Annotated in this window: 18 protein-coding genes and 1 pseudogene; 9 read left to right on the top strand and 10 right to left on the bottom strand. The window is 71.8% G+C overall.

From position 1 onward, the window contains the following. Positions 1–12 precede the first annotated feature (12 nt). Positions 13–984: a hypothetical protein gene (locus tag ACWDLG_RS36865; protein WP_449929016.1), complete on the top strand. Its 972-nt coding sequence runs from the start codon at positions 13–15 to the stop codon at positions 982–984. An 82-nt stretch (positions 985–1,066) separates the two neighbouring features. On the opposite strand, the gene ACWDLG_RS36870 is transcribed toward ACWDLG_RS36865, so the two are convergent. The 4 genes from ACWDLG_RS36870 to ACWDLG_RS36885 form a co-directional block, all read right to left on the bottom strand. Then, on the bottom strand, positions 1,067–1,297 hold the full coding sequence (locus tag ACWDLG_RS36870; protein WP_449929018.1) for a hypothetical protein: 231 nt from the start codon (positions 1,295–1,297) through the stop codon (positions 1,067–1,069). Positions 1,298–1,374: 77 nt separating this feature from the next. Continuing rightward, entirely contained in the window at positions 1,375–2,133 is a 759-nt protein-coding gene (locus tag ACWDLG_RS36875; protein WP_449929020.1) for an SDR family oxidoreductase, read from the bottom strand. 315 nt (positions 2,134–2,448) lie between these two features. After that, complete coding sequence (locus tag ACWDLG_RS36880) at positions 2,449–3,663, bottom strand: low temperature requirement protein A (protein WP_449929022.1); 1,215 nt, start codon at positions 3,661–3,663, stop codon at positions 2,449–2,451. A 159-nt stretch (positions 3,664–3,822) separates the two neighbouring features. Then, positions 3,823–4,395 (bottom strand): TetR/AcrR family transcriptional regulator, encoded by a 573-nt coding sequence (locus tag ACWDLG_RS36885; protein WP_449929024.1) that lies wholly within the window; start codon positions 4,393–4,395, stop codon positions 3,823–3,825. 39 nt (positions 4,396–4,434) lie between these two features. Between ACWDLG_RS36885 and ACWDLG_RS36890 the strand changes: the two genes are divergently transcribed. After that, positions 4,435–5,379, top strand: a complete 945-nt coding sequence (locus ACWDLG_RS36890; RefSeq protein ID WP_449929026.1) for an ATP-binding cassette domain-containing protein — start codon at positions 4,435–4,437, stop codon at positions 5,377–5,379. Beyond that, positions 5,376–6,158 (top strand): ABC transporter permease, encoded by a 783-nt coding sequence (locus ACWDLG_RS36895; protein ID WP_449929028.1) that lies wholly within the window; start codon positions 5,376–5,378, stop codon positions 6,156–6,158. Before ACWDLG_RS36890 ends, ACWDLG_RS36895 begins: the two co-directional genes overlap by 4 nt. 102 nt (positions 6,159–6,260) lie before the next feature. Here ACWDLG_RS36895 and ACWDLG_RS36900 read toward each other — a convergent pair whose 3' ends face one another. Then, on the bottom strand, positions 6,261–7,604 hold the full coding sequence (locus ACWDLG_RS36900) for an APC family permease (RefSeq protein ID WP_449929030.1): 1,344 nt from the start codon (positions 7,602–7,604) through the stop codon (positions 6,261–6,263). A gap of 64 nt (positions 7,605–7,668) precedes the next feature. Between ACWDLG_RS36900 and ACWDLG_RS36905 the strand changes: the two genes are divergently transcribed. Beyond that, complete coding sequence (locus tag ACWDLG_RS36905) at positions 7,669–8,520, top strand: LLM class flavin-dependent oxidoreductase (protein WP_449929031.1); 852 nt, start codon at positions 7,669–7,671, stop codon at positions 8,518–8,520. A 113-nt stretch (positions 8,521–8,633) separates the two neighbouring features. On the opposite strand, the gene add is transcribed toward ACWDLG_RS36905, so the two are convergent. Beyond that, a complete protein-coding gene (gene add / locus ACWDLG_RS36910; protein ID WP_449929033.1) occupies positions 8,634–9,587 on the bottom strand; it encodes an adenosine deaminase in 954 nt (317 codons plus the stop codon). A gap of 64 nt (positions 9,588–9,651) precedes the next feature. Next, positions 9,652–10,572 (bottom strand): annotated as a pseudogene (locus tag ACWDLG_RS36915) (RNA polymerase sigma factor); the annotation flags it as partial. Positions 10,573–10,695: 123 nt separating this feature from the next. Between ACWDLG_RS36915 and ACWDLG_RS36920 the strand changes: the two are divergent. Beyond that, positions 10,696–11,316: a TetR/AcrR family transcriptional regulator gene (locus tag ACWDLG_RS36920; RefSeq protein WP_449929035.1), complete on the top strand. Its 621-nt coding sequence runs from the start codon at positions 10,696–10,698 to the stop codon at positions 11,314–11,316. A 116-nt stretch (positions 11,317–11,432) separates the two neighbouring features. Next, complete coding sequence (locus ACWDLG_RS36925) at positions 11,433–13,586, top strand: SpoIIE family protein phosphatase (protein ID WP_449929037.1); 2,154 nt, start codon at positions 11,433–11,435, stop codon at positions 13,584–13,586. Here ACWDLG_RS36925 and ACWDLG_RS36930 read toward each other — a convergent pair. Together ACWDLG_RS36930 and ACWDLG_RS36935 are read right to left on the bottom strand one after the other, a co-directional pair. Further along, complete coding sequence (locus tag ACWDLG_RS36930; RefSeq protein WP_449929039.1) at positions 13,583–14,665, bottom strand: winged helix DNA-binding domain-containing protein; 1,083 nt, start codon at positions 14,663–14,665, stop codon at positions 13,583–13,585. The genes ACWDLG_RS36925 and ACWDLG_RS36930 overlap by 4 nt on opposite strands. 10 nt (positions 14,666–14,675) lie before the next feature. Continuing rightward, positions 14,676–16,097 (bottom strand): WS/DGAT/MGAT family O-acyltransferase, encoded by a 1,422-nt coding sequence (locus tag ACWDLG_RS36935; RefSeq protein WP_449929041.1) that lies wholly within the window; start codon positions 16,095–16,097, stop codon positions 14,676–14,678. 40 nt (positions 16,098–16,137) lie between these two features. Here ACWDLG_RS36935 and ACWDLG_RS36940 point away from each other — a divergent pair, with 40 nt between their 5' ends. Together ACWDLG_RS36940 and ACWDLG_RS36945 are read left to right on the top strand one after the other, a co-directional pair. Continuing rightward, a complete protein-coding gene (locus ACWDLG_RS36940) occupies positions 16,138–17,802 on the top strand; it encodes an acetolactate synthase large subunit (protein WP_449929043.1) in 1,665 nt (554 codons plus the stop codon). Between the two features lie 49 nt (positions 17,803–17,851). Beyond that, positions 17,852–18,835: a tyrosine-type recombinase/integrase gene (locus ACWDLG_RS36945; protein ID WP_449929045.1), complete on the top strand. Its 984-nt coding sequence runs from the start codon at positions 17,852–17,854 to the stop codon at positions 18,833–18,835. A gap of 58 nt (positions 18,836–18,893) precedes the next feature. On the opposite strand, the gene ACWDLG_RS36950 is transcribed toward ACWDLG_RS36945, so the two are convergent. Then, on the bottom strand, positions 18,894–19,898 hold the full coding sequence (locus ACWDLG_RS36950; protein ID WP_449929047.1) for an SMP-30/gluconolactonase/LRE family protein: 1,005 nt from the start codon (positions 19,896–19,898) through the stop codon (positions 18,894–18,896). A gap of 110 nt (positions 19,899–20,008) precedes the next feature. Here ACWDLG_RS36950 and ACWDLG_RS36955 point away from each other — a divergent pair, with 110 nt between their 5' ends. Then, on the top strand, positions 20,009–20,446 hold the full coding sequence (locus ACWDLG_RS36955) for a MarR family winged helix-turn-helix transcriptional regulator (RefSeq protein WP_354916148.1): 438 nt from the start codon (positions 20,009–20,011) through the stop codon (positions 20,444–20,446).

Genomic DNA, 20,446 nt, shown 5'->3' on the forward strand with positions numbered 1-20,446 from the left:
ATGATCCATGGCATGACTGGCCCGTCTGACCTGCACCGCCGCGGTGTTCCCGATTCGCTGGAGACGCCCATTCCCATGGTCAGGGGTGTCGGGCAGATTCCCGGCCTGCGGCCGCGCCGCCGTCCCGGTGACGGCGGCACGGTGAGCGGTGCCGACATCGAGGTGGTCGACACCTTGGACGAACTCAGCCGGCAGACGGTGACGGCGTGGCTGCAGAGCACCCCCTCCCCTGCCGCGCGGCAGACCCGGCTACGGGTGGTGGCCGCGTTCCTGCGCTGGTTGCGCGCCACCGAGCCAGGTCTCGGCCTGCTCTCCGTCACCGGAGCCGAGGTGGACCGCTACTGCGCGGCGGCGCGCGCCGGCGGCCTCAGCACGCCAAAACCCTTGTCGGGCACCACGGTGGCCAGGAAGCGTGCCGTCCTCACCTCGCTGTACACCTTCGCCTGGCGAAGCGGAGCCCTGCGAGCCTCTCGGCACGCCACCCAGACGCCGGCCGAGGGTGGCGACAGCGGCGCCCCCGGCGTGCTCACCCGGGACGAACGCCGGCTGCTGCGCCGCGGCATCGCCCGGCTGGCAGCCGACGGCCGATCGGCCGAGGCGGCCGCGGTCGGGCTGCTGGAGGCCACCGGCGCCTGCGGGGACGTGCTGGCCGACGTCGCCCCGCAGGACTTCCGCCTTGTCGCCGACGGCGATGGCGAGCACCTGGTCATCGTGATCCACACCAGTCGTGACGACATCGTCGCCTACCCGGTGCCTTCGGCCGTTCGCTCACTGGTGAGAGCGCTGTGCCACGACCGGGCGGCCACGGAACCGATCCTTCGCCGCGACGACGGCAAACCTGTCGACCAGGAGTGGGTCGCCGCCGCGCTCACCCAGGCCGCCCTCGCGGGCGGCATACCCGAGCACCGGGCCGTCGGCTTGGACCCGCGCAGCATGACCCGGCCCCGAAGAGGCCCCGATGACGCCACGGTTGTGACACGGTGAGCGCCATGCGGCGCCGGCGGCGAACCGGGATGTTCGCCCTGGAGGTCGAGACGGCTCGCCGAGTCGGCGGTCGATCCGTGTCTCAGGCGACGTGACCGCCGGGCCGGATGTCGTCCTCGAGCGCCTCGACCGCGTCGCGCAAGCCCCGCAGGCCGATCTCCGTGCGTTCGACGTCTGTCGGATCGAACCGCCACTCGGTGGCCGGCAGTCGCATCTCCTCCTCCGGACGGCTCGCCTCGACGATGGTCAGTTCGGCCTCGACCTCGATCTGAAGCTCGCACAGGAACTCGTTCTCGCTGTCGGACGTGCTCATGTTTCCTCCATGCGTGGCTGGAACGGATGTCCGGCTGATCGCGTGGATCAGCCGGACGGCGATCTGGCCGGCGGCCATCAGTGGCCGGCGGCGGCGTTCTGGTCGAGCCAGTCGCGGTATCGCACCTTGCCCAGCACAGCGCCCTCACCCGGCACCAGGGTCCGCTCGCCCGGCACGCTGCCGAAGTAGCGCGCCCGCGGATCAGTCACCACCTCGCGCGCGTCGCCCCACGCCGCCAGCGCCTCGCGGAAGAACTCGTCCATCCGGACCTGCTCCGGTCCGGCCACCTCGAGCCTGCCGTTCAGCGGCGCGCCCGCCGCGACCCTGCCGACCTCCTGCGCCACCTCGTCACCCGCGATCGGCTGGAACCGCACCGGCGCGATCCGCACCTCGCCCTCCGCCGTGGCCTCGTCCGCGATGCTCCGCACGAACTCGAAGAACTGGGTCGCGTGCACCAGCGAGAACGGCACCCCCGAGGTCTCGATCAACCGCTCCTGAGCGATCTTCGCCGCGAAGTAGCCGTTCTCCGGCATCCGCTCGGTCCCCACCACCGACACCGCGACGTGATGGCCGACCCCGGCCGCCGCCTCCGCCGCCAGCAGGTTCCGCGTGGAGGTCACGAAGAAGTCCATCACCGCGGCCGGCTCGAACGACGGCGAGTTCGACACGTCGACCACCACCTGCGCCCCCGCCAGCACCTCGGCCAGCCCCTCACCGGTGAGCGTGTTCACCCCGGTGTTCGGCGCCGCGGCCACCGCCTCATGGCCATGTCCCCCCAGCTTGGTCACCAGCTTCGATCCGATCAGACCCGTCCCACCGACGACGACGACCTTCATCGCGAACCTCCTCCTGTCCACCAGCGGCACCCCGTGCGCCACCCGGTCTCCGGCTAAGACAAGACACCCCCCACACCTGTGACAACAACCGCGAAAATTCTCCGGAAATCAGGTCAAGGACCCGGGACCGGCTGGACGGCGTGCGAGCTGTTCGACGAGCTTGCCCGCGGCCGAGATCTCACGCATGAGCGCCGCGACCTCGGTGGGAGTCAGCGGGAATCAGCCTCCCGCTCCACCGATCCAGGACCAGACGAGGTCGACCCGCAGGTCGGGATGGTCCTCTGGCCGCGCCTGCCGTCCGCGGGTGAGTCCGCTTCACGACTCGCGTGAGTCTGTGAACCGCGGACCACGATCTTGCGCGCCGGCGCGGGCCGCGACGGCCGCGCTCCAGAGCGTGACGGCGACCAGGACGACGCAGATGGCCGCGACCAGCGCGACCACTGCGGCCACACCGATCCACGGCGTCCCGAGCGGCAGCAGCAGGACGACTGCGACGCAGCCCACCACAGCGGCGACAGAGATGACCGGCTCCGCGACGGCAAGCGCGTGCACCGCCCACAGCAGTGCGAGATACACGCCGACCGGGACGGCCACCGCGTAGCCGATCGCCTGCGGTGATGCCGCCACCTGGTGCCCGCTCTGCTCCACGGCCACCTCGAGCCCTGCGCCGAGAGCCGCAAGCGCCGCGAAGATGCCGTAGTGACCGTATCCCCACCAGTAGGACCGGTGACGGCGGTCACTGAGACCGGCCCCGGCCTGGACGAGGAAGTACAGCCACCACAGCGCGAACAGCAGGACGAGACCGGACCCGGCGACGACGACAAGGGGACCGCTGATCTGGCCCGATTCGAGCGCGCCTTCGACTCCCCGGCTCGCGGCCAGGACACTCTCACCCAGCAGAATGATCGTGAACAAGCCGTACCGCTCGGCGATGTGGTGCGGGTGCCAGTTGGTGGCCCTTTCCCGCTCCGCCCACCGCGGCACCGCCAGCTCCAGGACGACCAGGCAGACGAAGAGCGGCAGCTGGAACGACGCGGGAACGACGCCCGCCGCCACGAGGGCCAGCCGGAGCAGCCAGCCCAGCTGCACGAGGCCGATGCCGGCCGCGTAACGGAAACCGGTGCGGCGGCTGGCCGGATCTTCCAGAGCGGCCCGCAGCCATTGCGCGACGAGCCCGGCTCTCATGATGAGGTAGCCCAGCGTGATGATCCCGAGGTCGGAGCGGCCGACCGCGGCGGGTACGCCGGCGGCCAGCACCAGCACCCCGGCCATCTGCACCATGGTCAGCACCCGGTAGAGGACGTCGTCGGTGTCGTAGGACGAGGCGAACCACGTGAAGTTCATCCACGCCCACCAGATCGCGAAGAACACCTGGAGGAACGGGATCAGTTCGCTCAGGCCGTGACCGTCGGCGATGCCGTGCGCGAACTGCGCGGTCACGGCGGCGACCGCGACCACGAACGTGAGGTCGAACAGCAGCTCCAGCTGGCTTGAAACGCGATGCGGCTCGTCGATGGGACGCGAGCTCATCCGGACTCGAATCCGGAGGGTGGTACTGGCTGGTGGCACGGTCAAGCTCCTGTCACTGCGCGAGGTCCGGTCCGTCTCAAGGACAGGACAGTAGTGCGATCTGTGACAGCGGCCGCGAGCGCGGGCCCATGCCGCCTCCGGCGTCGGTCGCCGGCGTTCTCAGGTCACCACCACCCCGCTCTCGAAGGTGCGGATCACCGTGGCGGTGATGCCGTGGCGTGGCAGTTCCCCCTTCTCGGCGGCCTCCCAGCCGGTGTAGGTCAGCGCCCAGACGACGCGCTGGATCCACTCGGGGCTGGCGGCCGGGTCGAAGACGCCCTCCTCCTGGCCGCGCTTGATCAGGTCGAGGGTGGTCGGCACCGACATGTCGGGTTCGAAGCGGTCGGTGAACTCCTCCAGCACGTGCGGGTCGCCGAACAGGAACGCCAGCCGGTCGCCGGACTCCACCATGGCCGCGATCAGACGTCGCATCGCCTCGAGCGCCGGCCCCTGGTCGATCGCGGCCGCGCGGACGGAGTCCTCCACCGCGCCGAAGGAGTCGACGATCGCGGCCGCCATCAGCTCGTTCCTGTCGGCGAAGTAGCGGTGCAGCGTGCTGCGGCCGACCTGGGCGGCCTCGGCGATGTCGGCGAGCGTCGCCTTGCGGTCGCGGGCGAGCGTGGCGGCCGCGGCGGCCAGGATCGCGCGGCGCGTACGGCTTCGGGTGCCGGACTCCGTCCTGGAAGTACTCACTCCCAGACCCTAACATCATCGTTTGACTTTGGGACATTGATGTCTCACTCTAAAACAATGAACTCCTATTCTCTGGTCGCCGAAGGGCTGACCAAGCGCTTCGGCGACGCCGCCGCGCTCGACGGGTTCGATCTGGCCGTGCGGGAAGGGACGGTGTGCGGGCTGCTCGGACCCAACGGCGCGGGCAAGACCACGGCCGTGCGCGTCATGACCACGCTGCTGCGGGCCGACGGCGGCAGGGCCACGGTGGCCGGCTTCGACGTGGCCGCCCAGCCCGCGCAGGTCCGCCGGGTCATCGGCCTGGCCTCCCAGGAGCCCGCCGTCGACGAGATCCTCACCGGCAGGGAGAACCTGGTGATGTGGGGCAGGCTCTACCACCTCGACGCCAGGCGGGCCCGACGCAGGGCCGACGAGCTGCTGGAGCAGTTCGGGCTCGCCGAGGCCGCGGACAAGCGGATCAAGCACTACTCCGGCGGGATGCGCCGCCGCCTCGACCTGGCCGCCACGTTCATCCAGGCGCCCCGGGTCCTCTTTCTCGACGAGCCGACGACCGGGCTCGACCCGCGCAACCGCACCGAGGTGTGGCAGGCCGTGCGCACCATGGTCGCGGACGGCTGCACGGTGCTGCTCACCACCCAGTACCTGGACGAGGCCGACCAGCTCGCCGACCAGATCGCGGTGCTGCGCGGGGGACGGGTGATCGCCGACGACACGCCCGACCGGCTGAAGTCCTCGATCGGCGGCGACCAGCTCGACCTGGTGCTGCGTGACGCGCGGGACCTGCCGGAGGCCTGCGACGTCCTGGCCGCCTTCGGCCCTCCCGCGGCCGACCCCGACACCCGCAGGCTGACCGCGCCCGTGACCGACCGCATGCACGCCCTCGGCGAGGTCATGAGCGCCCTGGCGGCCAAGGGGATCGAGGTCGAGGACGTGGCCCTGCGCCGACCCACGCTGGACGAGGTGTTCCTGAAGGTGACGGCATGACACACGCGCTCACCGACGGCTGGGTGATCGCCAGGGCGTACCTGCTGCACTGGGTGCGCAACCCCGCCGCCATCCTGTCCCAGCTGCTGTACCCGATCGTGATGGTGCTGCTGTTCGGCTACGTCTTCGGCAGCGCGATGGCCGTCGCGGGCACGGACGGCGACTACCGCGAGTACCTGATGCCCGGCATGTTCGGCCAGACGATGGCCGTCGGCGTCACCAGCACGCTGATCATCACGACTACCCAGGCCTCCAGGGGCGTCACCGACAGGTACCGCTCGATGCCGGTCTCGCAGACGGGCGTGGTGCTCGGCCGGGCCCTGTCGGACATGGTGAGCTCGGCGCTGGAGCTGGCCGTGCTCATCGCGTGCGGCGTGGCGGTCGGCTGGCGCTGGCACAACGGGCCGACGGCCGCGCTGGCCGCCGTCGGCCTGCTGCTGCTCCTGCGCTTCTCGCTCATCTGGGTGGGCATCTTCGCCGGGCTGAAACTGACCCCCGAGGCGGCGGGCGCGTCCTGGATGCTCATGCTGCCGCTCACCATGGTGGCCAACACGTTCGTCTCCCCCGCGCAGATGCCGGGGTGGCTGGGCTTCCTGGCCGAGTGGAACCCGCTCTCGGCGACGGTCGCCGCCTGCCGGCGGCTGTTCGGCAATCCGGGGTTCGCGGGCGAGTCGTGGGCGGCGGAGCACGCGCTGCTGCTGGCCGTCGCCTGGCCGGTGGCCATCACGCTGGTGTTCCTGCCGCTGTCGGCACGCGCCTACCGGCGACTGAGCCGGTGACCGTGGGCCGTGCCGTACCGCGCACAGGTCGCGGTACGGCACGGCCGGCTCAGGGGGTACGGCACGGCCGCCCGACTCTGCCGGTACGGCACGGCCGCCGGCTCAGGCGTTCTCCTCCTCCCGCTGCCGCTGGCGGCGGGTGAAGGCCCAGTTGACCAGCCACAGCAGCACGCCGATGCCGAGCAGCACGCCCGCCGTGACGTACACGGTGCCCGGCCGCCCGGTCAGCGGGCTGGCCAGCACGACCGCCATGACCGCGCCGATCGCCGGCAGCGCGGTCGGCGCCCGGTAATGGGCGTGCTCGACCTGCTCCCTGCGCAGCACCAGCACCGCGACGTTCACCACGGCGAAGACGCACAGCAGCAGGAACGCCGTGGTCTCGCCGAGCCCCGCGATCTCACCGGTGGAGATGAGACCGATGGCCAGCGCGGTGGTGAACAGGATCCCGACGACGGGGGTACGGCGGCGCGGGTCCACCATGCCGAGCCGGGCCGGGATGACCCGCTCGTTGGCCAGGCCGTACACCAGGCGTGAGGCCATCATCATGTTGATCAGCGCCGAGTTGGCCACGGCGAAGATCGCGATCGCGGCGAACAGCTGCGGCGGGAACCCGAGCCCGCCCGCCTTGACCACCTCGAGCAGCGGCCCGTCCGACTCCTTCAGGACGCTGGCGTCGACCAGCAGCGAGGACGTCAGCGCGACCAGGATGTAGATGGTGCTGGTGATGGCCACGCCCAGGAAGATCGCGCGGGGGAAGTTGCGCGCGGGGTCCTGGGTCTCCTCCGCCATGTTCACCGAGTCCTCGAACCCGACGAAGGCGAAGAAGGCCAGCGCCGTGCTGCCCAGCAGCGCCAGCAGCAGCCCGCCGGAGTCCTCGGCGCTGATCTGCACCAGGCGCGACGGCTCTCCCGCGCCCGTCGCGACCGCGTAGACGCCGATCAGGATGATGATGATGAGGCCGGTCAACTCGATGAGGGTGAAGACGATGTTGGTCTTGACCGACTCCGACACGCCCCGGTAGTTCAGCGCCGCGACGGCGACGATGAAGATGATGCCCACCACGACCGACGGCAGGGTGACGAACTGCTGCAGGTACCTGCCGCCGATGGCCCGCGCGGCGGCGCTGGCCGAGGTGAGGCCCGAGCACATGACCGCGAAGGCCACCATGAACGTCAGGAACGGCTTTCTGAAGGCGAGCTGGGTGTAGAGGGCGGCGCCCGCCGCTCTGGGGTACTTGGTGACGAGCTCGACGTAGGACATGGCCGTGAACAGCGCGATCACGAAGCCGATGAGGAAGGGGATCCACAGCGCTCCGCCGACCCTGCCCGCGACCGTCCCGGTGAGGGCGTAGACGCCCGTGCCGAGGATGTCGCCGACGATGAATAAGACCAGCAGTTTCGGTCCGATGGCGCGCTTGAGGGACACCTGGGCTGGGGGTGTTGTCATGTGGATGCCCTGCCCGGCTCCGGTGATGTTGACACCGGCCAGTAATGTTGATACATCAACAACCATGGAATTCGGCCTCAACGTCCCCGCCGACGCCCGCCCGGGCGACGACCCCGTGCGCGCCGCCGTGCGCGCCGAGGAGCTCGGCTTCGACTTCGTCTCCACCAGCGACCACCCGTGCGGCGCCGCCCCCAGCTTCGAGACCTGGACGGTGCTGTCGTGGATCGCCGCCTCGACCTCGCGGATCCGCATCGCGACCAGGGTGCTCGGCGTGCCGTACCGGCCGCCGGCGATGGTGGCCAAGATGGCCGAGACGTTCGACCGGCTGTCGGGCGGCCGGCTGATCCTCGGCCTCGGCGGCGGGCACTCCGACGAGGAGTTCCGGGCGTTCGGGCTGCGGGTGCCCACCACCAGGGAGAAGATCGACGGCCTGGAGGAGGCGATCCACATCACCAGGGGGCTGTGGGAGCGGCCCGCCTTCACCTTCGAGGGCAGGCTCTTCCACACCGACGCCGCCGACCTGGAGCCCAAGCCGTCACGGCGGATCCCGATCTGGCTGGGCACGTTCGGGCCGCGGGCGCTGGAGCTGACCGGACGGCTGGCCGACGGGTGGATCCCCTCGCTGGGGTTCGCGCCGCCCGAGCAGGCCGTCGTCATGCGGGAGAAGGTGCTGGCCGCCGCCGAACGGGCCGGACGGCCGGCCCCCACGTGCGCCTACCACGTCGTCGTGCACGTCGGCGAGGATCTCGGGCGGCCCGGCATGGTCTCGGGCCCCGCCGAGGCGGTCGCCGAGCGGCTGGCGGGCTTCGCCGCGATGGGGTTCAGCACGCTCAGCCTCGCCCCGACCGGCCCGGGCGATCAGGCCGGGCTGCTGGCCGGCGAGGTCATCCCGCTGGTGCGCAAAGCCGTGCGCTGACCGCCGCGGTCACCCGGCCGGCGCGGCAAGCCGTGTCCCGCTCATCCCGCTGGTACGCGAAGCCGTGCGCTTCCGCCGCGCTCACCCGGCCGGCGCGGCAAGCCGTGTCCCGCTCATCCCGCGGGGGTGGCGAGCCAGGCCGCGATCCCCTGCAGCAGTTCGGCCTTCAGGGCCTCGGGCGCGAAGGAGGCGGCGACGGTGGCCGCGGCCAGCTCGGCGAGCGTCTCGTCGCTGTCGCGGGCGTCGGCGTACTCCCGCAGTAGCGAGGTCTCCCCGTCGGTGTTGAGGGTGACGACCAGGCCGGCCTCGCGCAGGCGGGGCAGCGGGTGCTCGGCGCGCGAGGGCACGATGCCGAGCAGCACGTTCGAGAACGGGCACACCTCCAGCGGCACGCGACGTTCGCGCAGCTCGGCCACCAGGTCGGGGTCCTCGAGCACGCGGATGCCGTGGCCGATCCGCTCGGCGTGGCCCACGTCGAGCGCCTCGCGCAGGCTGTCAGGCCCGGCGGTCTCCCCCGCGTGGTGCACCAGGTGCAGCCCCGCCTCCCTGGCCACCTCCAGCACGTCGGCGAAGGGCGCCAGCGGGAAGCTCTCGTCGCCGGCCAGGCCGATGGCGATGACCTCGTCGTGGGCGGTGGCCAGCTTGAGCGTCTGCCACAGGCGTTCCGCGGGGCGCCGCCGGGAGTGGTCGAGGATGAGCCGGCAGGTGATGCCGTGCTCGGCCTCGCCCTCGGCCAACCCTTCGAGCACGGCCAGCAGCGGCATCTCCAGATCGCCGAGCCGTTCGCCGTGGGCGGCGGCGGTGAAGGTGACCTCGGCGTAGCGGGTGCCCTGGGCGGCCTCGTCGGCGCAGAACTCGCGGGCGATCCTGCGGAAGTGGTCGGGGGTGCGCAGGGCGCCGCGCACCTGGGCGTTGAAGTCGGCGAACGGCCGGAAACCGGCGAAGACATCCGGGCGCCGCGCCTGGACCCCGAGATCTCGCAGCGTGGCAGGGCGGACCGTGCTCTCCAGGTGGACGTGCAGATGGGCCTTGGGCAGCAGCGCGATGTCTCTTACCGGGTCTCTCACTGGTGTGATCCTACGGAGCCCTCCTCAAGGCGCACACCTGCTTTTCCGGCGGTACGGCGGGGCGTCAGCCGACGTAGTCGCGCAACGCCTCGGCGCGGGAGGGGTGGCGCAGCTTGGACATCGTCTTGGCCTCGATCTGCCTGATGCGCTCGCGCGTCACGCCGTACACCTTGCCGATCTCGTCCAGCGTCATCGGACGGCCGTCGGCCAGGCCGTACCGCATCGAGATCACCCCGGCCTCCCGCTCGGACAGGCTGCCGAGGATCTGCAGCAGCTGGCGCCGCATCAGCGTGTAGGAGACCTGCTCGACCGGGCCGGGCGCCTCCGAGTCCTCGATCAGGTCGCCGAGCTCGGCGTCGCCCTCCTCCCCGAGCGGGGTGTGCAGGGAGATCGGCTCGCGGGCGTGGCGCTGCGCCTCCACCACCTTGTCGGGCTCCATCTCGACCTCGGCGGCGATCTCCTCCGGCGTCGGCTCGCGGCCGAGGTCGGCCAGCAGCCGCCGCTGCGCGGAGGCCACCTTGTTGATCACCTCGACCATGTGCACGGGGATGCGGATGGTGCGCGACTGGTCGGCCATCGCGCGGGTGATGGCCTGCTTGATCCACCAGGTCGCGTAGGTGGAGAACTTGAATCCGAGCGTGTAGTCGAACTTCTCGATGGTGCGGATCAGACCCAGGTTGCCCTCCTGGATCAGGTCGAGGAAGAGCATGCCGCGCCCGGTGTAGCGCTTGGCGATCGAGACGACCAGCCGCAGGTTGGCCTCCAGCATGCGCTGCTTGGCCCACCCGCCGTCCTCGGCGATCCACTCCAGGTCGGCCCGCAGCTCGGCGGGCAGGCCCGGCTCGGTGTCGAGCCGCTCGCGGGCGAACAGGCCGGCCTCGATCCGCTTGGCCAGGTCGATCTCCTGCTCGGCGGTGAGCAGCGGGACCTTGCCGATCTGCTTGAGATAGTCCTTCACGGTGTCGCGGCTGGCTACGGCCTCGGCCGTCAGGGTCGCGGTCATGCGTTCCTTTCCAAACTTAGTATGGACATAAGATTAGGATCAACCATAGATAGTGTCAACCTAAAATGATGTCGGACCTAAAAATTTGTGATAAGGGTGGTGCCCATGAGCACCGACGCGCTGGGTTTGAGGGAACAGAAGAAGCGAGAGACCAGGCAGGCCATCTCCGACCACGCTACCCGCCTGTTCGTGGAGCGCGGCTTCGAGCGGACCACGATTTCCGACATCGCCGCCGCCGCCAGGGTCGCGAAGATGACGGTCACCAACTACTTCTCCCGCAAGGAGGACATGGCGCTCGACCACCACGAGGAGTTCGTGGCCTCGCTGGCGGCGACGGTCAGGGGGCGGGCGGCCGGGCAGTCGGCGCTGGCGGCGCTGCGCGAGGCGTTCCTGGCGGCGGTCGAGCGGCGCGACCCGGTGATCGGGTTCGCGGGCGAGCCGTTCACCCGCATGATCGCCGACAGCCCCACCCTGGTGGCCCGCCTGCGCGAGCTGCACGAACAGCGGCAGGAGGCGCTGGCGGCCGAGCTGGGCGGCGACCTGGACGCCCGGGTCGCCGCCTCGGCGCTCGCCGGTGTCCACCGGGTGCTGTTCGCCGACCTGACGCGGCGCACGCTGGCGCACGAGGACCCCGACGCCGTCGCCGCCGCGCTGAAGGAGGCGGCCACGACCGCGTTCGGCCTGCTGGAGTCGTCGTTCGGCGGCTACGCCGTACGGGCGGCCTGAACGCCCGCCGCCGGCCGGGGGTTGCGGCGTGCCGACCGGCCGGAGGAGAAAGCTCCAGGTCAGCCGGGGTACCGTCCCATATGTAAGGATCCGGCGCCTCGGGGGTGGTGACTTTGGTGGGACGGTTCCCCCCTTCCGACGCTGTCGACGCCTTCGACGACGGACAGGGCCACGACGGCCACGACGACCACGACCTGATGGCCAGGGGCCTGACCGAGATGCTGGAGACGATCGGCGCCCACACCGGCGCGGTCTACCGTCTGTCTCCCGACGGCCAGGTGCTGGAACTACGGGTGATGCTGGGGCTGCCCCGGGAGTTCGTCCAGCCGTGGGAGCGGGTGAGCCGGTCCGCACCGGTCCCGGTGGCCGACGCGCTGCGAGAGCGGCGCCTGGTGTGGGTGGGCAGCGCCCGCGACATGGTGCGCTGCTATCCGTCGATCGCCGTGGCCCTCCCCTACGACTACTCCCTGGCCGCCCTCCCGCTGTCGACCTCGGCGGGCGACTGGGGGGCGATGTTCATCGTCTGGTCGGGCTCCTATCCGCCACCACCGGCACACATGCGCGACCGGCTCACGGCCGCCGCGGACACGCTGGCCCGCCGGCTGGAGACGGTCACCACCGGCGGCGGCCCCTCCCTGGAACGTGGCACCGGCTCGCTCGACGCGGCGCGCGCCGACCCGGCCGTCGCGCTCGGGGCGATGGTGGCCCGGCTGCCCGAGGGACTGTGCACCCTGGACGTCAACGGCCGCGTCACCTACGTCAGCCCGAAGGGGGCCGCCCTGCTCGGCGAGTCGCCGCTGCGGCTGATCGGCGCCCGGCCCTGGGTCGTGCTGCCGTGGCTGGACGATCCGGTCTACGAGGACCACTACCGCCGGGCGATGATCAGCCAGCGGCCGTCCTCGTTCGTGGCGCTGCGTCCGCCGGACCGGTGGCTGGCCTTCGACCTGTATCCCTCGATCTCCGGCATCACCGCGCGCATCACCCCGGCGCCTGCGGAGGCGCAGGCCGTCCCGGCCGCCACGCAGCCGATCGACGTGGCGCTGCCCGCCCGGGCTGGAGCGATCTACCACATCCTCCATCTGGCGAGCAGGCTGACGCAGGCCGCCGGGGTGCAGGACGTGCTGGACCTGGTCGCCGACCAGATCATGCCCGCGTTCGGCGCCCAGGCGGTGGCCCTGCTGACGGCCGAGGACGGACGGGTGCGGGTCGTCGGCCACCGGGGGTTCCCGCCGCACATCATCGAGCAGTACGGCAGGCTGTCCCAGACCGCGCCCACCCCGAGCGTGCGCGCGATGGTCACCGGGGTGCCCAACTTCTTCGAGTCGCACGAGGCGCTGTACCGGGTCTACCCGATGGCCGTCGCGCCGGACGACGGCATGGCCGCCTGGGCGCTCATGCCGCTGATCGCCTCCGGCCGGCCCATCGGCACCTGCGTGCTCGCCTTCAGGGAGCCCCACCGCTTCACCATCGAGGAGCGCGCCGTCCTCACCTCGCTGGGCGGCCTGATCGCCCAGGCGCTGGAGCGCGCCCGGCTGTACGACGCCAAGGTGGAGCTGGCCCACGGCCTGCAGCAGGCCCTGCTGCCGCACGCCCTCCCCCACGTGCCAGGGCTGGCCGCGGCCGCCCGCTACCTGCCCGGCACCGAGGGCATGGACATCGGGGGCGACTTCTACGACGTCATCCGCCTGCCCGGCGACGCCGCCGCGGCCGTCATCGGCGACGTGCAGGGGCACAACGTCACCGCCGCCGCCCTCATGGGCCAGCTCCGCACCGCGGTGCGCGCCTACGCCGCGGCCGGCGCCGATCCGGGCGAGGTCATGACCCGCACCAACCAGTTGCTCACCGACCTCGACCCCGGCCTGTTCGCCAGTTGCGCCTACGTCCATCTCGACCTGCGGCTCCGGGTGGCGCGCCTGGCCCGCGCCGGTCACCCCGAACCTCTCCTCCGGCATCCCGACGGCCGCGTGGAGGTGATCCACGTGCCGGGAGGGCTCCTGCTGGGCGTCGACCACGAGGCGGAGTTCCCGTGCACCGAGATCGCCCTGGAGGACGGCAGTCTCCTGTCGCTCTACACCGACGGCCTGATCGAGGTGCCGGGGCTCGACCTCGACCACGGCCTGGCCGCTCTCGGCGCCGAGCTCGGGCGTTCCGGCGACCTGCCGCTGACCGAACTGGCCGACATCCTGATGGGCGGCGCGCGCGGCGCCAACCGGCGCAGCGACGACGTCGCCCTGCTCCTGCTGCGCCTCACGGCCGAGGCGGCCTCCTAGCGCGCGACGGCGCCCTCCGCGGTGACCCTGATCTCCGCCTCCGGCCGTCCCGCGAAAGCGAGCATCCGGTCGGCCTCGGCCATGACCTCGGCCATGACCGCGGCGGGCAGCTCGCGGAAGGGCCTGATCTCCAGGCCCTCGCCGGTCAGCCACCACATGCCCGCGACGAACCCGTCGACCAGGATGACGGGGTTGGTGACCGCGCCGACGCACACCGCCTTGCGGTGCTCGTCGGTCATCATGCGGGTGCGGTCGTCGTAGGCGAGGACCAGGTTGTCGAACCAGGGCAGGAACCGTACGGGGGCCGGGGCGTCCTCGGGGACCAGCTCGGCCTCGGGCAGGTCATAGAGGGGGCGGCCGTTCTCGTCGGTGTGGCGGCGCAGCGGCATCCGCTCGACGACCTCGCGCAGCCTGGTCAGCCCCGACCAGACCTGGATGTCCTTCACGCCGGCCGGTCCGAACGCGGCCAGGTACCGCTCGATCATCCGCTCCACCGCCAGCTCGGCGGCCAGGGGGGCGCCGATCCACTCCTCGGCGAGCGTGAACGGCGTGGCGCCGCCCGTGCCCCAGATGCCGTTGGGCGGGGTGTGCACCAGGGGCAGCAGCGCCTGGGCCGACCAGCCGAGGGCCAGTGGCTGCACCTCGGGCCAGCGGGCGGCCAGCAGGTCGCGCAGCTGGGGGCGGGTCAGGGTCCGGCCGGTGAGCAGTTCCCTGGCCAGGGCGGCCAGCTCCTCCAGGTCGACGCCGCCGGTGGCCTTGCCGAAGGCGGCCTGGCGGGTGCGGGAGAGCGTGGCCTGCATGAGCGGGCGCAGCCACAGGTAGTCGGCGGCGGCGGTCAGGTGCTGGGTGCCGCGCAGCAGCGAGCCGCGCACGACCTGCCGGCCGTACAGCAGGCCGGACAGGTCGTCCTGGGTGAAGCCGGCCAGGCGTGACCACAGGCCGAAGTAGGGGGCGTCGATCTCCTGTCCCTGCACCGCCACGAGCCGGCGGACCGCCTCGAGCGGCGTCGTGTGCGCGCGGCGCAGCAGGAGCTGGCGGTCGAGGGCGGTGCGGTTGAGTGTCCTGCGCGTCAGCTTCATACCGGCGACGCTAGGGCCTCTTGCGGAAGACCTCGTTCCTCAATTCGGCGAGCGCGTCCCTGAGACTGTCGGTGATCTCCCAGGCGTCGGGGATCATGTCGCGGTCGGTGACCACGCCGATGTTCAGGACGCCGTCGTAGGAGAAGCAGGTGATGTTGACGCCCCCGCTCACGTCGGTGATCACCGAGACGGGATAGAAGGTCAGCAGCCTGGCCCCGCACACGTACAGGGGGAACTGCGGCCCCGGCACGTTGGAGATCGTCACGTTGATCGGCGGCGCGGTGTGCCCGACGAGCTGGAAGGCCGAGCGGGCGGCCAGGCCCATGAGGGCGGCGGGCATGGACTCGCTGAACTCCCTCAGCCAGCGCGCCGGGGACAGGGAGAAGCGCTCCTTGATCCGGTCCATCGCCGCCTGGACCTGTTCCAGCCGCGCCACGGGATCCTCGACATGGACGGCCAGCGGCGCGGTCATGATCGTCACCTGGTTGCCGGGGCCGCGCTCGTGCACCGAGAACGGCACGCCCGCCACCAGCGGCCGGTCGGGGACCCCGCCGTGCGCGGCCAGCCACGCGCGCAGCCCGCCGGCGCACACCGCCATCACCACGTCGTTGACCGTCACGCCGAACGCCTTGCGCACCTCCTTGATCTCCTCCAGCGGCAGCGACACGAACGCGACGCGCCGGTGCGCGGAGATCGGGCCGCTGAACGGGGTGCGCGGCGCGGGCAGGGCGGGCAGGGCCGGCGCGTCTCCGGTGCCCGCGAGCGTGCGTGCCAGGCCCGAGACCAGCTCCACGCCGGGCACCTTCGACACGACGGGGATCTCGTCCAGGTGCGGCACCGCCCGGGCGGCGAACTTCACCGCCTGCGCGGGGTTGGCGGCCAGCCTGGTCAGCGCCCTGCCGACCATCTCGAGGGGGCTCGGCGCCGGCTCGTCAGGCTCGGGCTCGACCTCGGGCGGCGGCGCCGGGACGGGGGTGAGGTCGAGCAGGACGGCCAGCACGTCCGCGCCGCCCACGCCGTCGACCGCCGCGTGATGGATCTTGGTGTAGAGGCCCGTACGGCCGCCGGCCAGGCCGTGGATCAGGTAGATCTCCCACAGCGGGCGGTTGCGGTCGAGCCTGCGGGCGTGCAGGCGGGAGACCTGCTCGGCCAGCTGCCTGTCGTCACCCGGCGGGGGCAGCCCGATCTCCCTGACGTGGTAGTCGAGGTCGAGGTCGTCCTCGTGCACCCAGTAGGGGTGGTCGAGACCGAACGGCACCGGCGCCAGCTTGCGCCGCATCGCCGCCACGTGCGGGAGCCGCTGCGTGAGCAGGTCCTGCAGGTCGCGTCTGAGGAGGGGACCGTCGAGGACGGCCAGTCCCGCGATGTTGGCCACGTTCGTGGCGGTCTCGAAGTTGAGGAACTGCGCGTCGAGAGCGGACAGTTGCGCCATACCAGGAAATTTACCGAGGATCGGCATTGCTGCAGAGACCATGACAAGCACTGCCGCCAGGTTGCTGGTCCGGGCGCTGGAGGCGGAGGGCGTGCGGTACGTCTTCGGCATCCCGGGTGAGGAAAACATCCATTTCGTCGACGCGTTGAACGATTCTTCGATCCGCTACGTCCTGGTCCGCCACGAGCAGGGCGCGGCCTTCATGGCGGAGATCTACGGCAGGCTGACGGGCAAGGCCGGAGTCGCCTCGGCGACGCTCGGCCCCGGTGCGATCAACCTCCAGTTGGGCGTCGCCGACGCCACCACCAACAGCACTCCCGTGGTCGCCGTGTCCGCGCAGGTGGGCCTGGACCGCATCTACAAGGAGTCGCACCAGATCGTGGACCTGGTGTCGCTGTTCAGGCCGATCACCAAGTGGTCGGAGCTGGTGCCGACCGCCGCCGCCGTTCCCGAGATGGTGCGCAAGGCGTTCAAGACCGCGCAGACCGAGCGGCCCGGAGCGGTGTACCTGGCGATCCCTGAGGACGTGGAGAAGGCGGAGGTCCCCGACGGGGTCGGGCCGCTGCCGGTGAACGTGGTGCGCCCGGTGGACCCGTCGGCCGCGCAGATCGCCCGCGCCGCCGACCTGCTGGCCACGGCCGCCCGCCCGGTGATCCTGGCCGGCCACGGCGCCACCAGGGCCGGCGCCCGCGACGCGCTCGTCCGCTTCTCCGAACGGCTCGGCCTGCCGGTGGCGACCACCTTCAACGGCAAGGGCGTCTTCCCCGACGATCACCGGCACGCGCTGGGGGCGTTCGGCTTCATGCGCCACGACCACGTGAACTTCGCCTTCGACGAGGCCGACGTGCTGATCAGCGTGGGCTACGAGCTCCAGGAGTTCGACCCGGTGAAGATCAACCCCGACCGGTCGAAGAAGATCATTCACATCCACCAGTTCCCCGCCGAGGTCGACGACCACTACCCGGTCGCGGTCGGCATCCAGGGCGACATCTCCAGGTCGCTGCACGCCCTCGGCGAGGCGGTGCACCGCCGCTTCACGCCCAGTCCGACGGTGGAGAAGGTGCGCCGGCTGGTCAGGGAGGAGTTCGAGCAGGGGCGGCAGGAGGACGGCTTCCCGCTCACGCCGCGCCGGATCGTCGCCGACATCCGGCAGGCGATGGGACGCGATGACATCGTGCTGGCCGACACGGGCGCGGTGAAGATGTGGATGTCGCGCATGTACCCCACCTACGAGCCCAACACGATGCTGGTCTCCAACGGGCTGTCGTCCATGGGGTTCGCGGTGCCCGGCGCGATCGCGGCCAAGCTCGCCTTCCCCTCGCGCAGGGTGCTGGCCGCCACGGGTGACGGCGCGTTCCTGATGAACTCCCAGGAGCTGGAGACCGCCGTGCGCGAGCGCGTGCCGATCACGGTGCTCATCTGGGAGGACGACGCCTACGGGCTCATCGACTGGAAGATGGGCCTCGAGCTGGGCCGCAGCTCCAACATCGCCTTCGGCAACCCCGACTTCGTGAAGTACGCCGAGAGCTTCGGGGCCAGGGGCTACCGGGTGCGTTCGGCCGCCGAGCTGCTGCCGACGCTGCGCGAGGCGCTGGACGGCGACGGCGTGTCGGTGATCGCCGTCCCCGTCGACTACTCGGCCAACCTGGCGCTCACCGAGTCGCTCGCGGGCCTGGGGGTGACGCCCCCGACCGGCGACGCCTGAGCCCGCGCGAGCGCGCCCTCCGGGAACCGCACCCTCTAAGATCGGGCCGATGGACGTGCCCGCCGTAGTCACCGATGGCCCGCGGCCGCCCGCCCCTGCCGTACGGCCGGCGGGCGACCCCTACCACGTCTACCTCGACTCCCTGGCCAGCGCCGAGTCGAGGAGGACGATGCGGGGCTGCCTCGACCGCATCGCGCGGGTGCTGACGGGCGACGAGGCGGTGACGGGCGCCGGGATGCCGTGGCACCTGCTGCGCTACGAGCACACCGTGCGGATCAGGACCGTGCTCACCGAGCAGGGCTGGTCGCCCGCCTACGTCAACAAGCACCTGGTGGCGCTGCGGCGGGTGCTGAAGGAGGCCTGGCGGCTCGGGCAGACCAGCGCCGAGGACTACGCCAGGGCCGCCGACCTGGCTCCCGTCACGCACACGCGGCTGCCCGCCGGCCAGCACGTGCCGCCGGAGGTGGTGGGAGCGGCGCTGGCGGCCTGCGACGACGCGCCCGCCGGGCGGCGCGACGCCGCGCTCATCGCCGCCCTGTACTCCACCGGCTGCCGGCGGGCCGAGATCGCCGGGCTCACGCTGGCCGACTACGAGCCGGCCGCCCGCTCGCTGCGGGTGCGCGGCAAGCGCGACAAGGAGCGGCTGGTCTACCTGACGGGCGACGCGATCGGCCTGCTGGAGCGGTGGCTGGCCGTCCGCGGGCGGGCGGCGGGGGCGCTGTTCTGCCCGATCAGCCGGTCAGGACGGCTGCGCACGCGGGACGAGCGGCCGGTGGCGCTGACCGGACAGGGCATCGCCGACATCCTGGCGCGGCGGCTCGGCGAGGCGGGAGCCGGCAGGCGGACCGCGCACGACTTCCGCAGGACGTTCATCGGCGAGCTGCTCGACGCGGGGGTGGACCTGGCCACCGCGCAGGCGCTGGTGGGCCACTCCTCCCCCGCCACCACCGCGCGCTACGACCGGCGGCCCGAGAACACCCGCCGCGAGGCCGTCGACCGGCTCCGGCTGCCGCAGGCCCGCCCCCTCCCCTGACGGTGGCGCGCCGCCTTCGAGGTCCCTGGCCGCCGCGCCGCGCCCGGCCGCGGGGATCTCACAGGCCGCGCACGGCGGCGATGGTGAAGGGCCGCTGCGGCGTCCCCTCGCCGAGCGGACCACCCTTGTCGAACTGGGAGCGGACCACGTAGAGCGTTCCCCTGCTGCGCACCAGCGTGGTCGGGAACTGCAGCGCGTCGTCGGTCACCCGCCGCTCCAGACGGGCGGACGTGCCGTCGGCGGCGACGTGCCACCGGCTGACGGTGCAGGTGACGTTGTGGGCCACCCAGAGCGTGCCGTTCCGCAGGTCCAGCCCGTCGGCGTACCTCATGTCCCCTCCGTTCAGGGCGGCCCTGCCGATCGCGCCCGAGGCGAGATCGAGTCGGTAGAGGTGGCCTCCGGCCATGTCCGCGGTCAGCAGGAAGCGCCCGGAGGGGTCGGCGACGATGCCGTTGAGCGTGTAGGCGCCCGGCTCGTGCGGTGCCAGCGCGTCCTTGAGGTCGAAGCGGGGCTCGAGCTTCCCCGACCTGCCGTCGGCCGCGGCCACCTGGGCGGGCGTGACGCGATAGACCACCGCGCGGACGCTGTCGGTGAGATAGGCGGTGCCGTCGGGGGCGATCGCGACGTCGTTGACGAAGCGGGGCTCGCGCCCCTCGACCGTGAAGGCGGCCAGCAGGCGGCGGCTGCGGGTGTCGTAGACGGACACGCCCGTCGTGGAGTCGGTCACCCACAGGCGGCCGAGGCGGTCCACCTTCAGCCCGTTGGCGGTGTCGCGCCCGTCCGCGCCCGCCGGCAGGAAGATCGTGGCGGTGCGCCGGCCTGGCGTCATCTTGAAGATCGTGCCGTCGGTGTACGAGCCGGCGTAGAGGTCTCCGGTGCGGGGGTCGGCGGCGATTCCCTCGGGGTAGACCCGCTCGCCGGGCAGCTCGTAGGCGGGGGAGATCCGCGCGTGCGCCGCGGCGTGGGCGGGTACGGCGGCGCCGGCCGTACCGGCCTGCGCGGGGGCCGCGCAGGTCAGGAGGGCGAGGGCCGCGGCCGCGACGGCCTGACGGAAGGGGGGCATGCGACTGCTCCTCAGATTGATAGCTCTCTATCGTTTGGATGAATACACACGATAATTAGAGTTCTAATGCTCGTCAACAGGCGAATACACAGGGCCGCTACCATGCGAAGATGACCTCGATGCCGGTTCCCGAGCGCCTCGGCAGCCATCTCAAGCGCGCCGAACAGGCGCTCATCGCGGCCAAGCACGCCGCGCTCAAGGGGGCCGGCCTGACGGTGCCGCAGTACGCGGCGCTGCTTCACCTGTCCGACAACCCCGGCATCTCCGCCGCGGCGCTGGCACGGGCCTGCGCGGTCACCGCGCCCACCATGAACACCGTGCTCAGGAACCTCCAGGACAACGGACTCATCGAGCGCACCCCGCACGCGTGGCACAAGAACATCCTGGAGACCCGGCTCACCGAGAAGGGCGAGAGGGTGCTGGCCGAGGCCGACCCCCGCGCCGTGCGGGTCGAACGCGAGCTGGCCGCCGCGTTCAGCGAGGAGGAGCGGCAGACGCTCATCGCCCTGCTCGGCCGGTGCATCGACCACCTGCGGTCGCACGGGTGA

Source organism: Nonomuraea sp. NPDC003727, assembly GCF_053586935.1.

Excerpts from the sequence above, each read along its gene's own strand:
- ACWDLG_RS36865 (WP_449929016.1), top strand. The coding sequence starts at position 13 with ATGACTGGCCCGTCTGACCTGCACCGCCGCGGTGTTCCCGATTCGCTG.
- ACWDLG_RS36955 (WP_354916148.1), top strand. The coding sequence starts at position 20,009 with ATGACCTCGATGCCGGTTCCCGAGCGCCTCGGCAGCCATCTCAAGCGC.
- ACWDLG_RS36905 (WP_449929031.1), top strand. The coding sequence starts at position 7,669 with ATGGAATTCGGCCTCAACGTCCCCGCCGACGCCCGCCCGGGCGACGAC.
- ACWDLG_RS36920 (WP_449929035.1), top strand. The coding sequence starts at position 10,696 with ATGAGCACCGACGCGCTGGGTTTGAGGGAACAGAAGAAGCGAGAGACC.
- ACWDLG_RS36895 (WP_449929028.1), top strand. The coding sequence starts at position 5,376 with ATGACACACGCGCTCACCGACGGCTGGGTGATCGCCAGGGCGTACCTG.
- ACWDLG_RS36945 (WP_449929045.1), top strand. The coding sequence starts at position 17,852 with ATGGACGTGCCCGCCGTAGTCACCGATGGCCCGCGGCCGCCCGCCCCT.
- ACWDLG_RS36930 (WP_449929039.1), bottom strand. The coding sequence starts at position 14,665 with ATGAAGCTGACGCGCAGGACACTCAACCGCACCGCCCTCGACCGCCAG.
- ACWDLG_RS36935 (WP_449929041.1), bottom strand. The coding sequence starts at position 16,097 with ATGGCGCAACTGTCCGCTCTCGACGCGCAGTTCCTCAACTTCGAGACC.
- ACWDLG_RS36900 (WP_449929030.1), bottom strand. The coding sequence starts at position 7,604 with ATGACAACACCCCCAGCCCAGGTGTCCCTCAAGCGCGCCATCGGACCG.
- ACWDLG_RS36880 (WP_449929022.1), bottom strand. The coding sequence starts at position 3,663 with ATGAGCTCGCGTCCCATCGACGAGCCGCATCGCGTTTCAAGCCAGCTG.
- ACWDLG_RS36870 (WP_449929018.1), bottom strand. The coding sequence starts at position 1,297 with ATGAGCACGTCCGACAGCGAGAACGAGTTCCTGTGCGAGCTTCAGATC.
- ACWDLG_RS36875 (WP_449929020.1), bottom strand. The coding sequence starts at position 2,133 with ATGAAGGTCGTCGTCGTCGGTGGGACGGGTCTGATCGGATCGAAGCTG.
- ACWDLG_RS36940 (WP_449929043.1), top strand. The coding sequence starts at position 16,138 with ATGACAAGCACTGCCGCCAGGTTGCTGGTCCGGGCGCTGGAGGCGGAG.
- ACWDLG_RS36950 (WP_449929047.1), bottom strand. The coding sequence starts at position 19,898 with ATGCCCCCCTTCCGTCAGGCCGTCGCGGCCGCGGCCCTCGCCCTCCTG.
- ACWDLG_RS36890 (WP_449929026.1), top strand. The coding sequence starts at position 4,435 with ATGTCTCACTCTAAAACAATGAACTCCTATTCTCTGGTCGCCGAAGGG.